The following is a 12,985-nucleotide window of genomic DNA, read 5'->3' on the forward strand; positions in this document are numbered from 1 at the left end:
ATTGGGGATTCATTGGACCGGGTGATGGTCTGTGGGTGTTATTTATCCGATTTGAGGATTCAATAAATATGTCAGTCATCGTCACTCACCGAGACTGCCATTATGCCTATCGCCACCCAACTCTCACCGCAAGTGCAACCTGCCGCCTTACCGACCGCCGATCCTTTGCTTGAGCGTCACCCCGGTTTTCAACGCCTGTTTCAACCACAGACGCTGACGGTTGGCCTGATTTTGCCCCTCGAAACCCATGCTGGCCGAGCGGCACCGACCATGCGTGGTCACGTGGAAATGGCGCAACGCGCCGAGGCGCTTGGTTTTGGCGCGCTGTGGATGCGTGACATTCCTTTCTACGACCCGGATTACAACGATGTGGCGCACATCTTTGAGCCGCTGGTTTACATCGGTTTCCTGGCCGCCGCCACACGCAGCATCGTCCTGGGAACCACCGGCATCGTACTGCCTACCCATGAGCCCATGTACCTGGCCAAGCAAGCGACGTCCCTGGATCAATTGAGCGAAGGACGCCTGGTGTTGGGGTTGTCCTCGGGTGATCGTTACAGCGACTACCCGATGCTGGGTATCGATTATGAAACCCGTGGCGATCGCTACCGCGATGCCTTCTCGGTGTTTCGCACCCTGATTGAGCAGGACTTTCCGCGCTTTCGTTCCGAACGATTCGGTGGCTCATACGGCAACCTCGACCTGGTGCCGAAAGCGCCGTTTGGACGCGTCCCTTCAATCGCTGTCGGCCAGGCGCAGCAGAGCATCGAGTGGTTGGCTGAACACCTTGATGGCTACCTGGCTGGCGTGCAAAGCCCCGAGCGGTTGGCGTCGTTGGGCGAGAGCTGGCACGCCAAAGTGCGTGAAATCGAAGGGCGAAACGCTTTCAAACCATTAGGGCTCGGCGGCTACTTCGACCTCAGCGACAACCCGGACCAGCCATTCCAGCGCATCCAGGGAGGCTTCCGGGCGGGGCGTAATGGCCTGCGTAACTACTTGGAGCAAGCACAGGCTGCCGGTATTTCGCATATCGCGCTCAACCCCAAGGTCAGCAGGCAACCCTACGGCGAGATTCTTGACGAACTCGCTGAGCACATCTTGCCGCTCTTCCCGTCGCATGTTTGAGCTTGGCCCACCCTTGGAGGATCGCTACATGTCATCTCTTTTTGAGTCTTACGATCTGTCGGGGCAGCGACTGTCCAATCGTATCGTCATGGCGCCGATGACCCGCGCCCGCGTCAAGGACACCGTGCCGTCTGCGGATATGGCGATCTACTATGCCCAGCGTGCGGGAGCAGGCCTGATCATCACCGAAAGCGCCCAGGTGTCGACGCAGGGCCGGGGCTACCTCTTCACCCCGGGGATCCACACAGCCGCGCAGATTGAAGGCTGGAAGCGCGTGACTGACGCGGTTCATCATGCCGGGGGGCGCATTGTCATTCAGCTCTGGCATGTGGGGCGGGTCTCTCACTCCTCCTTGCTGGAGGGGCGGGCGCCGGTCGCACCTGTGGCGGTGGCTGCCGCGCAAACGTTGGTACACGCTTATGACAGTGAAGGTCAGCCTGCGCAGGTGCCAGTGAGCGCGCCCGTTGCTTTGGATATCGAGGGTATTCGGCAGGTCATCGCAGACTTTCGAATGGCCGCGAAAAATGCCATGACCGCGGGTTTTGACGGCGTCGAAATTCATGCGGGTAACGGCTACCTGTTTGAACAGTTCATCAACGGCGGCTTCAACACCCGGGAAGACCGTTACGGTGGCGCCACGATTGCCAATCGCCTGCGTTTGCTGCTTGAGACAGTCGATGCCGTAAGCGCGCAGATCGGCAGCTCGAAGGTGGGTGTGCGCGTGTCGCCTTTTGCGCGACTGGCTGATCTGCACGCGTTCGATGAAGAAGAGGCAACGTGGCTTGCATTGGCCGGAGCCCTGTCCCAGCGCGAGATCGCTTATCTGCATGCCAGCCACTTGGGTACGCCTGAGTTTCAAAAAGCCATCCGCGGGGCTTACTCCGGCACCTTGCTACTGTCGGGCGGGTTCACCCATCTAACCGCGCAACAAGCCATCGATGACGGGTTGGCAGACCTGGCGGTTTTCGGTCGACCCTTCATTGCCAACCCCGATCTGGTCGATCGCTTGCGGCATGGCTGGCCATTGGCCGAAGCAGGTCGTGAAGCGTTTTACGGCGGTGGGGCTCAAGGCTATATCGATTATCCTGCTTTCTCGTCGCAAGACACGCAGCCAGCATGAAAGGTCGCACAAGGGGAGTGGCAGCTCACTTGTAGGATAACGAGACAACTGCCATCTAATAATCGACATCAGAAAAAATCAATTTCGTAGCCGAACCGTGACGCTGCGCTGACGATATGCTGCCCCATGATCTGACGCGCCGCCGCTGCATTCCGGTCAGTCAACGCCTGCACGAGATCTTCATGCTCACCGCGTGCTGCATGCGGAATATTGCTGAACACCGGGCCCCGTCGCGCGAAGTTCATGGTGATCAGGGCCCGCATCGGTTCAAGCACGGTGCGAATCATCGTCTCGAGATAGTCATTGCCAGACGCTGCGGCCACGGCGCGATGGAAGTCGAGGTCGGCGTTCACCGTGTCCAGCGTCGGTTCGCCTTCGTATTGCATTCTCAGGACCGCAGCCTGGATCGTTTTCAACTTGTGGGGCGTCATGTGCGAGGCTGCGAGTGCGGCAGCCTGGCTTTCCAGTACGGCCCGCACTTCGAACATGTTGCGAATCGTATTGTCACCGTCCAGCAAAGGCGTGCGCTCGCGCTGGGGGGAAGGTTCCGCCGATTGGGGCGCGGCCGAGACGAACACGCCCACGCCTTGACGGGACTGGATCAAGCCCTGAGCCCGAAGCGTGGCAATTCCTTCGCGCACGACGTTCCTGCTGACGCCGAAGTTTTGCGAGAGAAATTGCTCGGTTGGCAACCGGTCTCCCGGACGCAGTCGGCCAGAAGCAATCTCGTCGCTCAACGAGCGGGCGATGTGCTCGGCCAGATGAGGACGCCGCGCCACGGGTTGCACATTCATTTCACTCATTCTTTTCCTCCCTTTCACTTGTCTTCTTAATCTACATCAGAAGACTTGTTCCCAACAGTTGAAACTAAAGTTCATTGACGACATAAGAAATATAAATCAATAAAAACAATGAGTTGACTATTTTTCAGGCGTTAGTATGCCGAAATCATCAGTTGTTCAGTTGAAGGACAACAGGACGTCATGTACGTTGTCCTCAACCTGGCTCGCGCGAATCGAAAATCGCCGCGCCAACCCTGCAACCTGTTTGAGGCGAAGTCCTATGAAAATTGCCAGCATCGAAACCATTCCGCTTCGGATTCCCTTCACTACGGGCGGGCCGTCGGCCGGTGGGGTCTGGGGCCCGAAAGACCTGCAAATGGTCGATTCCCTGGTGGTTAAAGTCACCACCGACGAGGGGATTGTCGGCTGGGGCGAAACCTTCGGCTTCACCGCGATACCGGCAGTGAAAGTCGTGATCGACACGATCCTCGCGCCTGAACTGATCGGCACTGATGTGACGCGCCGCGAGAAACTCCAGGGCGATCTGCAAAAGAAGTTTCACGTCTTCGGTCGCAGCGGCGCATTCATCTATGGCCTGTCGGCGATTGACATCGCGCTGTGGGATATCGCCGGCAAAGCGGCCGGCAAGCCGATCTACCAGTTGCTGGGGGGTAGCGAGGCTACGTCGCTGTCGGCCTATGCAAGCTTGATCCGCTATGCCGACCCTGAGCTGATTCGGGTCAATGTGCAGCGCGCGGTCAACAGTGGTTTCCGTCACCTCAAGCTGCATGAAGTGAATGCCGATGTGATCCGCGCCGCCTGCGAAGCCGCAGGCCCCGGCGTGGAAATCACCCTTGACGTCAACGCCCCGTGGTCGGTGCGTGAAGCACTGGATATGACCGAGAAACTGCGCCCGTTGAACCTGCGCTGGATCGAAGAACCGGTGTGGCCGCCGGAAGACTACGCGGGCCTGGCGCGGGTACGCCAGCACGGTGGCATCCCGGTTGCCGCCGGCGAGAACGCTTCGACGCTGATGGACTTCCAGCACCTGCTTGAAGCCGGCGCGGTCGATTTCATCCAGCCTAGCCCGGCCAAGATGGGCGGCATTACCGAACTGCAAAAAGTCTATGCGCTGGCCAATGCGCATGGCGTCACCGTGATGGTCCACGCCTTTTATGACGGCCCGGGCCTGTTGGCCGCCGTGCATGGCAGTGCCGCCCTCGGCGGCGCGAAGTCCCTGGTCGAATGGCGTTACTTCGACCTCGAAGCGCAGCTCTATGGCGACGCCATTATTCCGCGTAACGGCCGCATCGATGTACCGCAAGGGCCCGGGCTTGGCATCGAGCCGGACCAGGACGTCATTCGGGACTACCGCTTCAAACCCTGATCGACCACTTGTTCGATGCCCACGCGGCCACCGCCGTGTCGGCCTCGTTCAGCCACGACCACATTCTTGATAAAAATAAATACGAGGATTGAGCACATGTTAGACAGAATCGTAGGACCCATTTTGCCCGTCGCCTTTGTGATCGCGCTTGGCTACATCGCCGGCAAACGCGGACGACTGACCCATTCGGACAGCCTGCTGATCAGCCGGTTGGTACTCGGCTGGATTTTCCCGGCACTGTTGTTCGTCGGGATGGCGAGCACGCCTCGTGAACAGCTTCTCGACTTCAAATTCGTCGCGGCGACGTTCATCGGCATCATGGGCATGTACGCGATAGCGCTCGCAATCGGCTGGTTCACCACGCGCAATCTAAAAGTCGCAACGCTCAAGGGCTTCGTCAACGGCTACCCGGACGCGGCCTTCATGGGCATCCCGATCCTCGCAACGATGTACGGCGCCGGCAGCATTTATTCGGTGCTGGTGCTCAACCTGGTCGCGAGCCTGGTGATGATTCCGCTGACGACCATGCTGCTGACCATCGCCGATGGAAAGGGCAGCGGCACCCAGGCGTTCGTGTCGAGCCTGTCGGGAGCGGTACGCCGTCCGCTGATGTGGGCACCGGCCCTTGGCATTCTGATTTCACTGCTGCAGGTCAAGCTGCCGCCGATTGCTGCGGAGTCACTCAATCTTCTCGGCAAGGCAACGCCTGGCGTCTCCCTGCTGTGTCTGGGGCTGATCATGTCGTCCGAGAAACTGAAAATGTCGGGTGAGGTGTGGGGCAACCTTGGGCTCAAGTTGCTCGTTCACCCGGTGTTGATGTTCGCCGCCACTGTGGTACTGGGCACCCATGGGCTTTACGCCCAACAGATGATCCTGCTTTGCGCGCTCCCGTCGGCGACCATCCCGGCGATGTTCGCGAACCAGACCGGCGCCTATCAGAGTGAAGCTGCGACCTCCATCCTGGTCAGTACGGTACTGTCGATCGTGACTTTTTCTTTCGCGATCTACCTGATTGATGGAGGACTGGCCGCAGCTTGATTGTGAGTTGCGGATGGCGGGTATTGCGCAGCCCAAGCACCCCGGTCATCTGCGCGAGCTGCCTCGCAACTGCGCCGGACTCACTCCCAGGCGTTGCCTGAACACGGTCGTCATGTGCGCCTGGGAGTTGAAACCGCAGCGGTAGGCGATTTCTGTCAGGGTGGCGGCCGAATCTCGCATCAGGGCGCGGGCTTTGGCGAGGCGTCGGTCGATCAGGTAACTATGGGGGCTTTTGCCGGTGGCGCTTTTGAATGCCCGCATGAAGTAACCTTCGGACAATCCCAGTAACTGCGCCATTGCCGGTACAGCCAGCGGGCCCTCCAGGCCTGCGTCGATGAACTCATCGAGCAAGCGCATCCGGCTGCCGGTTATCGAGCCTGGATGCGGCGATGAGCTCGTAGCGGTTTGCGTCGTTCGTTCAGCCAGGGCCAGTGCCCAAGCCTCCCAGTCATCCTCCACGGACGCCCGCAACAAGGCGCTGCGCATCCGCTGGGCGAGGATCGTGGCTTGTGGGTCGATGCGGTTGTTGAAGGCACGGTCTCCCGCCAAGGCAATACCGTCAGTGCGCAGCACGCGCAGGTATTCACCGCCCTTGGGCGATTCGGACAAGACGTCACAGCCGACCGGCACAAACGCCAGGCCGTCAGGTATCGCATCGAAGGGCAGTACCCGGTCGCTGCCGATGGCGTGCAGGCCGCGCTGGCTGTCGAAGGCAAAGCCAATCGCCGATTGCGCCGCCACATAGCGGGTAGCGTAGGCGCAGCCGGGCAGCAATTCGATCAGCCACGGCCCGGCCTCGACCCGGCGGACCGGTTCAGGCGGAGGGGCTGGCGGCAGGCGGGTTCGATGGCTCATGAAAACCATACTAAACAAGAGCGGGCGCAAAAGTCAGGTCAGTTTTCTGAAAGCCGGCAGCGGGGGTCGTGTCTAGACTGGGCAAAACCTCAGGGGGACAGCTCATGCACAGACTGACACGCGACGACATTGAACTAGCAGCCCAACGTGTTTATCAGGTCATGCCTGCGACCGCCCAGTACGCTTGGCCGTTGCTGGCGCAACGGCTGGGTTGCACGGTGTGGGTCAAGCACGAAAACCACACGCCGACCGGTGCTTTCAAGGTGCGCGGTGGCATTACCTTCATGCATTGGCTCAAGCGTGAGCATCCCGAAGTGAAGGGCATCGTCAGCGCTACTCGGGGCAATCATGGACAGAGCCTGGCGCTGGCGGCAGGCGCGGTGGGTTTGCGAGCGTTGATTGTCGTGCCGCAAGGCAATTCGCTGGAAAAGAACAACGCCATGCGCGGCTTCGGTGGTGAAGTGGTGGAATACGGCCGCGATTTCGACGAGGCCCGGGAAGAGGCCGCACGCCTGGCACAAGCCCATGGCCTCTTTCTGGTTCCGCCGTTCCATTCCGAGCTGGTCAAAGGCGTGGCCACTTACGCGCTGGAGCTTTTCAACGCGGCGCCGGACCTGGATACGGTGTATGTGCCGATTGGCTGTGGATCGGGGATTTGCGGAGTGATCGCCGCCCGCGACGCGCTGGGCCTGAAGACTCAAGTGGTGGGCGTGGTTTCCAGCGCAGCGGCCGCCGCAAAGTTGTCGTTCGAAGCCGGAGCCATCTGCGAAACCGCCACGGCCAATACCTTTGCCGATGGCCTGGCGGTGCGCAAACCCATTGCTGAAGCCTTTGCCGTTTACGCGCAGGGTGCAGCGCGGATCGTATCGGTCAGTGACGAGCAGATCGCCGAGGCCATGGGCGTGTATTACACCGACACCCACAACCTCGCCGAAGGCGCGGGCGCCTCTGCCCTGGCGGCGCTCATGCACGAACGTGAAGCGATGAAGGGAAAAAGGGTGGGCGTGATTCTGTCCGGCGCCAACGTCGACAAATCGGTGTTTGCGAAAGTGATTGCGTGAAGGCAGAGGGGCGTGTGTATCGCTGTGTATCCGGACCCGCTGTACGGAGACTGGCTTACAAATGCCCTCGAACCGGATACATCCGGGATACACGGTTGCAGTCAAATAGCCCTGCCTTAGCGAGAAAGCAGATGCGCCTCGCACCACGGCTTATCGCCCTTAGTGGCAATGACCTTAGCGGCTTGGCCGCACACCGTATCCGGAGAATCACCATGTCCCGTATGTCGAATAAATCCCGTATTGGCCTGATCGCTGTTGCACTGGCCGGCAGCATGAACCTCGCTTCGACCGCTTTTGCTGCAGACGCTCTGCCTCAGGGCTACCAACTGGCCTCCGCGGAAAAAACCAGCGAAGGCAAATGTGGTGAAGGCAAGTGCGGTGCTGACGAAGCCGGCGCCAAGGTGACCAAGGCCGGCGAAGGCAAGTGCGGTGAAGGTAAATGCGGTGATGCTTCGTTCGCTCGTACCGACACTGACCACGACGGCCGTGTTTCGCTCAAGGAACTGCTGGCTGTAGCTCCGCAAGGTGCTGAAGAGTTCAAAGCGATGGACACCAACGGCGATGGTTTCCTCTCCGAAGGCGAGGTGTACAAATTCCGCACCAACCAGTTCACCTCCAATGGCAAGAAAGTGCCAACCGAACTGTTTACCAAGATGAGCAAAGCGCAAAACTGATCGCTTGATGCAAATGTAAAAAACCTCCCCGGGTTCGCGCCCGGGGAGGTTTTTTTTATGGCGGTTGAAGTGGCCTGTCAGGCAAAAGCGCTGCGGTAGGCAAACAGGCCGGGCAAGCCACCGGTCATGACAAACAGCAGATTGCTGCCGGCCGGGAAATCGCCTCGGCGCACGGCGGCGAGCATTCCGGCGAACGCTTTTCCGCCGTAGACGGGATCGATCAGCAAGCCTTCCTGGGAAGCCAGCAGGCGCACGGCTTCAAGCATCGCTTCGGTGGGTGCGCCGTAGGCCTCACCGCGTTGGCTGCCGTCGACGTTGATTGCGCTTTCGCCCACCGTTGCTTGGGGATTAAGCAGGTGCAGTGTCTGCCGGGTTTTTTCCTGGGTGGTGGTTTGTGCCTGGTCTTCGTCTGCCAATACCGAGTAGCCGAGAATCTGCGTTGCCGAGCCGGCGAGGGTTACACCGGCGAGCAATCCCGAGTGGGTACCGGCACTGCCGTTGGGCACGATGATCTGATCGAACTGCAGGCCCAGCGCGTCAGCCTGGTGCAGGATCTCTGCGGCGCAGGCCGCGTAACCGAGACTGCCCCGGGGACTCGAGCCGCCCAAGGGCATGACGAAAGGTTTTTTGCCCTGATCTTTGAGCTTCGCGACTAATTCGTCTGCGTAGGTGTTCGGTGTCACGCCCCGCGGTAGCCGGTGTACTTTCGCGCCGAACAGATCATCCAGCAGGACATTGCCGTTGTGACAAAAATCGTTATCGGTGCGCACGGCTGACGGCGTCAGAATCAGTTCGCACGCCAGGCCCTGGCGCGCGGCTACCGCTGCGGTCAGCCGCGCATGATTGGATTGAAAACCACCCCAGGTCACCAGCGTGTCGGCGCCTTCGGCCAGTGCTTCACCCAGCAGGAACTCCAGTTTGCGCAGCTTGTTGCCGCCACCGCCGAGCCCGGTGAGGTCATCGCGTTTGACATAGAGGTTGCAACCATTGAGTTCTGGCAACTGGCTCAGGCGGGTCAGTTTCTGGATCGGTGTCGGGCCTTCAAGCAGGGCCGCCCGTGGATAGGCCGTCAGTGCGGCATCAAGATGATTCACGTTGTGGGGCATGGAGGTTCGCTCGTGGAGTGAAAGAACGCAGTGCATCGGTCACTGTAAAAAAGCCCCGGGGTGAAGGTATACGGTCGTTTCGGAATTACTGTTGATACACCGTGTAACTAACGCTCCCGGCCAATCCCGTGCAGGAGCCAACAGGCAGGCTGCTGTACGGGATGGGTTGCATATCATTAATAAAGATAACGGCTGTCTATTTAATTCGTTTCTTGAGATACCTTGCTCGCGCGTACAGTCGGCCCTGACTGATGAATGGAAGGGCAGACGATGAACACTGTGAAGCCAACAACAGCCGGTGCTGCGTTACAACCGGCCAGCCTCTGGCGGGGGACCGTGGCCGGGTTTTCGGCGAGTCTTGTGGGGATTGGTCTGGCGCGGTTTGCCTATACGCCGTTGCTGCCGGCCCTTGTCGGAGCGCATTGGTTTGATGCTTCCAGGGCGGCCTACCTCGGTGCGGCAAACCTTGCCGGGTATCTGGCCGGTGCTCTTTTCGGCCGCTCACTGGCGTCGAAAACCTCAACCCGCTTTACCCTGCGGGCGATGATGCTGCTGGCGAGCATCGCGTTTTTCGCCTGTGCGTGGCCGGTGTCTTTTGCCTGGTTTTTTGCCTGGCGATTCCTCTCGGGCGTTGCCGGTGGCGCCTTGATGGTCCTGGCCGCGCCAACGGTGCTGGCGCACGTTCCGCCATCGCGCCGGGGCTTGGTCGGTGGCCTGATTTTCATGGGGGTGGGCGTCGGGATCGCCGCGTCGGGGACACTGGTGCCGCTGCTGTTGCAACAGGGGCTTGAACAAACCTGGCTTGGCCTCGGCCTGATCTCCCTGGCGTTGACGCTGCTGGCCTGGTGGGGCTGGCCGACAGCGGAGGCTCCGGTGGCCACCACCACCCATCACCGTCACGCTGCTCCCAGCGGCACCCTCAAGGCGCTGTATGTCGAATACGCACTCAACGCGGCCGGTTGGGTGCCGCACATGATTTTCCTGGTGGATTTCGTCGCTCGCGGTCTGGGTCAGGGGCTGCAAACCGGGGCGCAATATTGGGTGCTGTTCGGCGTTGGCGCCACCGTCGGGCCGTTGTTGGCCGGGCTGCTGGCGGACCGGGTCGGCTTCGGTCGCGCATTGCGGGTGTCGTTCATCATCGAGGCCATTTGCGTTGCAGTGCCGGCGCTCGGGCTTGGCAGTGTCTGGCTGATGATCTCCAGTGTGATCGTCGGTGCGTTTGTCACCGGCACCGTGCCGCTGGTACTGGGCCGGGTTCATGAAATCCTCGCCCATCATCCGGCTCGACAGGCGTCGGCCTGGCAGACCGCCACGGTCGGATTTGCGCTGTTCCAGGCGGTCGCCGCCTATGGCCTGTCGTTCCTGTTTTCCTATAGCGGTGGCAATTACAGCCTGCTGTTTCTCATCGGCACATCGGCCATGTTGCTCGCCTTCGTGATCGATGTAGTGGCGGTGGTTCAACGTTCGACACCGGAGCATCTGTTGAAGTGAATTACGCTGATCGCAATCGTCTTTATTGGCGCCGCAACCTCGCTGTTTGCGTGTTCGGTTCGTTCACCACGCTGGTGAGCCTGAGCATGCTGTTGCCGTTTCTGCCGCTGTATGTGCAACAACTGGGCGTGACGAACCAGGCCGATGTCGTGCAGTGGTCCGCCGTGGCATTCGGCGCAACGTTTTTTGGCACGGCGATGACCGCGCCGCTCTGGGGACGGCTGGCGGATCGGTTCGGGCGCAAGCCGATGTTGGTGCGGGCGGCCATCGGCATGGCCATCGTGATGTCGCTGATCGGGCTGGCACGGGACGTTTCCGATCTGGTGGTGCTGCGATTGATCGCCGGGCTTATCGGCGGCTATGCCTCGGCTTCTATCGTGATGATCGGTTCCCAGGTGCCGAGGGAGAAGGCGGGTTGGGCCTTGGGCGTGCTGTCGACAGGGGCACTGTCCGGCAATTTGATTGGGCCACTGGTGGGCGGGTTTCTGCCGCAATGGGTGGGTATTCGCGGCACTTTCTTCGTCGGTGGCGCCATGATTGCGTTGGCGGCGATCACTACCATCGTGCTGATCCGCGAGGACTTCAATCGGCAGTCGGATGGCTCGCGACGGACCGATAACACTCAAACACCGGCCGACCGTTCCCGCTGGCCGGTCATCGGTGCACTGTTGCTCACGGCGATGATGGTGCTGCTGGCCAACATGTCGATCGAACCCATCATCACCGTTTACATCGGCCACCTTGGCGTCGTCTTTGATGAGCAGGCGCGGATCGCCGGCGTGGTAATGGCCTGCTCGGCGCTGGGCAGTATTTTGACCGCCGCCAAGCTGGGGGCGCTGGCCGACCGGGTCGGCAGCTGGAACGTCATCATTGGCTGTTTGCTGGTGACTGGTCTGGTGATGGTTCCCCAAGCGTACGTCACGCAATGGTGGCAACTGGCGGTGTTACGCGGGCTGATGGGCATGAGCATTGCCGGGCTGCTGCCGGCGATTGCCAAGCTCATCCGCCATTCGGTGCAGGAGCACAACACCGGCAAAATCCTCGGCTATCTGCAATCGGCGCAGTTTTCCGGGCAGGTGATCGGGCCATTGATCGGCGGTCAGATCGGTGCGCATTTCGGCTTGCATCAGGTGTTTCTGGTGACCGGTGCGCTGCTGGTGTTATGCGCCGCAGTCAACGGCTGGGTGAAAACCCGCTTCCATGCGATGCCCGTCGTTACAGCGGGGCAGTGACACCCTCCACGCGCACACTGTGCAGAAAGGTCGCCAGCGCACTGGAAAAATAACCGTCAATGCGGCGCACGAACACGGTTTCCACGTGGGCCAGTTCCGGGGGCAGTTCATGCACCGCGACCAATCCCGCATGTGCCGCGTCGGCAATGACGCCTCTGGGCAAAAGCGTGATGCCGACGCCGGCGGACACGCAGGCAATGATGGCTTCGATCGAGCCGAATTCCAGCGGCTCGGGAGCCAGGACGCCGAGTTGGGTCATCAGCGTATCCAGGCGTTGGCGATAGGAGCAGCCGAGGCGAAACACCACGGTCTTGAGATTCTCGATACCGGCGATATCGTCCAACCGCAGCACCGCCGGTGAGGTGATCAACACCAGCTCCTCGCGAAACGCGGCTTGCGTATGCAGCTCCGGATGATTGACCGGACCGACCACGAATGCACCCTCCAGCTTACAGTCGATGACATCCTGGATCAGGCTGCACGTGGTGCCGGTGCGCACCACTGGACGAACCTCGGGATAAGCCTTGGCAAACCGCGCGATCAGCTGGGGCAGACGCAGGGCGAGGGTGGTTTCCAGCGTGCCGATTTCCATCACGCCTTTGGGGTGGCCGTCATCGCGGGCAGCGCTTGAAGCGTCGAGCAGCAGTTTCGATAAACGGGCAGCGAAGGGCAGGATGCGGCGACCGGCGGGCGTCACCTGAACACCTTTGGCGCTGCGCTGAAATAACGCAATCCCGAGCTCATCCTCCAGCGAGCGAATCCGCGCCGAAACGTTCGACTGCACGGTGTTCAGCTCGCTGGCGGCCTTGTTCATGCTGCCGTGGCGCGCTACGGCGTCCACCACCTTGAGATCCGCTACATCCATCAAATCACCTATCTCAAAAAGTAATAGCCATTGCCATGGCTAAAGCCTGATGGAGATTAGATTCGCGTCGCGGAGATGACAAGTCAAACGGTGGTTTCGATTCACCAAAAACGATCAACGGAATCATTATTGATCATTTTACATGATCACTTGGCAGGCATAGGTTGAAGGGGCACAGATACCGCAGCCAGTGGCGGATCGAGTCTGAATCTGAGGCTGTGGAACAACAATAACGCAACCACTGCTACA

12 protein-coding genes are annotated in these 12,985 nt (G+C 60.3%); 8 read left to right on the top strand and 4 right to left on the bottom strand.

The window, feature by feature from the left end; translation table 11 throughout:
* Positions 1–102: 102 nt before the first annotated feature.
* Together KHO07_RS11360 and KHO07_RS11365 are read left to right on the top strand one after the other, a co-directional pair.
* Positions 103–1,125 carry an LLM class oxidoreductase gene (locus tag KHO07_RS11360; RefSeq protein WP_212627224.1) on the top strand — a complete coding sequence of 341 codons (1,023 nt, stop codon included), beginning with the start codon at positions 103–105 and terminating at the stop codon, positions 1,123–1,125.
* 28 nt (positions 1,126–1,153) lie between these two features.
* Positions 1,154–2,245: an alkene reductase gene (locus KHO07_RS11365; protein WP_212627225.1), complete on the top strand. Its 1,092-nt coding sequence runs from the start codon at positions 1,154–1,156 to the stop codon at positions 2,243–2,245.
* Positions 2,246–2,313: 68 nt separating this feature from the next.
* Here KHO07_RS11365 and KHO07_RS11370 read toward each other — a convergent pair whose 3' ends face one another.
* On the bottom strand, positions 2,314–3,048 hold the full coding sequence (locus tag KHO07_RS11370; RefSeq protein ID WP_212627226.1) for a FadR/GntR family transcriptional regulator: 735 nt from the start codon (positions 3,046–3,048) through the stop codon (positions 2,314–2,316).
* 259 nt (positions 3,049–3,307) lie between these two features.
* On the opposite strand from KHO07_RS11370, the gene KHO07_RS11375 reads away from it, so the two are divergent.
* Positions 3,308–4,414, top strand: a complete 1,107-nt coding sequence (locus KHO07_RS11375; protein ID WP_212627227.1) for a mandelate racemase/muconate lactonizing enzyme family protein — start codon at positions 3,308–3,310, stop codon at positions 4,412–4,414.
* 123 nt (positions 4,415–4,537) lie between these two features.
* On the top strand, positions 4,538–5,452 hold the full coding sequence (locus KHO07_RS11380; RefSeq protein ID WP_244858284.1) for an AEC family transporter: 915 nt from the start codon (positions 4,538–4,540) through the stop codon (positions 5,450–5,452).
* A gap of 45 nt (positions 5,453–5,497) precedes the next feature.
* Here the strand turns inward: KHO07_RS11380 and KHO07_RS11385 are convergent, their stop codons facing one another.
* Positions 5,498–6,316 carry an AraC family transcriptional regulator gene (locus tag KHO07_RS11385; RefSeq protein ID WP_212627610.1) on the bottom strand — a complete coding sequence of 273 codons (819 nt, stop codon included), beginning with the start codon at positions 6,314–6,316 and terminating at the stop codon, positions 5,498–5,500.
* Between the two features lie 95 nt (positions 6,317–6,411).
* On the opposite strand from KHO07_RS11385, the gene KHO07_RS11390 reads away from it, so the two are divergent.
* Positions 6,412–7,368, top strand: coding sequence for a threonine dehydratase (locus KHO07_RS11390; RefSeq protein ID WP_212627228.1), 957 nt, complete (start codon positions 6,412–6,414; stop codon positions 7,366–7,368).
* 212 nt (positions 7,369–7,580) lie between these two features.
* Positions 7,581–8,042, top strand: coding sequence for a hypothetical protein (locus tag KHO07_RS11395; protein ID WP_075949467.1), 462 nt, complete (start codon positions 7,581–7,583; stop codon positions 8,040–8,042).
* 77 nt (positions 8,043–8,119) lie between these two features.
* Here the strand turns inward: KHO07_RS11395 and KHO07_RS11400 are convergent, their stop codons facing one another.
* Entirely contained in the window at positions 8,120–9,148 is a 1,029-nt protein-coding gene (locus tag KHO07_RS11400; protein ID WP_212627229.1) for a D-cysteine desulfhydrase family protein, read from the bottom strand.
* A gap of 270 nt (positions 9,149–9,418) precedes the next feature.
* Between KHO07_RS11400 and KHO07_RS11405 the strand changes: the two genes are divergently transcribed.
* Positions 9,419–10,639 (top strand): YbfB/YjiJ family MFS transporter, encoded by a 1,221-nt coding sequence (locus tag KHO07_RS11405; protein ID WP_212627230.1) that lies wholly within the window; start codon positions 9,419–9,421, stop codon positions 10,637–10,639.
* Positions 10,636–11,871 carry an MFS transporter gene (locus KHO07_RS11410; protein WP_212627231.1) on the top strand — a complete coding sequence of 412 codons (1,236 nt, stop codon included), beginning with the start codon at positions 10,636–10,638 and terminating at the stop codon, positions 11,869–11,871. Before KHO07_RS11405 ends, KHO07_RS11410 begins: the two co-directional genes overlap by 4 nt.
* Here KHO07_RS11410 and KHO07_RS11415 read toward each other — a convergent pair.
* On the bottom strand, positions 11,855–12,736 hold the full coding sequence (locus KHO07_RS11415) for a LysR family transcriptional regulator (protein WP_150736304.1): 882 nt from the start codon (positions 12,734–12,736) through the stop codon (positions 11,855–11,857). The genes KHO07_RS11410 and KHO07_RS11415 overlap by 17 nt on opposite strands.
* Positions 12,737–12,985 lie beyond the last annotated feature (249 nt).

It is taken from the genome of Pseudomonas sp. PP3 (assembly GCF_905336995.1).
GTDB classification, from domain to species: Bacteria; Pseudomonadota; Gammaproteobacteria; order Pseudomonadales; family Pseudomonadaceae; genus Aquipseudomonas; species Aquipseudomonas reinekei.

Bases quoted from the DNA above. Each gene is read 5' to 3' on its own strand.
- KHO07_RS11360 (WP_212627224.1), top strand. From the start codon at position 103: ATGCCTATCGCCACCCAACTCTCACCGCAAGTGCAACCTGCCGCCTTA.
- KHO07_RS11365 (WP_212627225.1), top strand. From the start codon at position 1,154: ATGTCATCTCTTTTTGAGTCTTACGATCTGTCGGGGCAGCGACTGTCC.
- KHO07_RS11370 (WP_212627226.1), bottom strand. From the start codon at position 3,048: ATGAGTGAAATGAATGTGCAACCCGTGGCGCGGCGTCCTCATCTGGCC.
- KHO07_RS11375 (WP_212627227.1), top strand. From the start codon at position 3,308: ATGAAAATTGCCAGCATCGAAACCATTCCGCTTCGGATTCCCTTCACT.
- KHO07_RS11385 (WP_212627610.1), bottom strand. From the start codon at position 6,316: ATGGTTTTCATGAGCCATCGAACCCGCCTGCCGCCAGCCCCTCCGCCT.
- KHO07_RS11390 (WP_212627228.1), top strand. From the start codon at position 6,412: ATGCACAGACTGACACGCGACGACATTGAACTAGCAGCCCAACGTGTT.
- KHO07_RS11395 (WP_075949467.1), top strand. From the start codon at position 7,581: ATGTCCCGTATGTCGAATAAATCCCGTATTGGCCTGATCGCTGTTGCA.
- KHO07_RS11400 (WP_212627229.1), bottom strand. From the start codon at position 9,148: ATGCCCCACAACGTGAATCATCTTGATGCCGCACTGACGGCCTATCCA.
- KHO07_RS11405 (WP_212627230.1), top strand. From the start codon at position 9,419: ATGAACACTGTGAAGCCAACAACAGCCGGTGCTGCGTTACAACCGGCC.
- KHO07_RS11415 (WP_150736304.1), bottom strand. From the start codon at position 12,736: ATGGATGTAGCGGATCTCAAGGTGGTGGACGCCGTAGCGCGCCACGGC.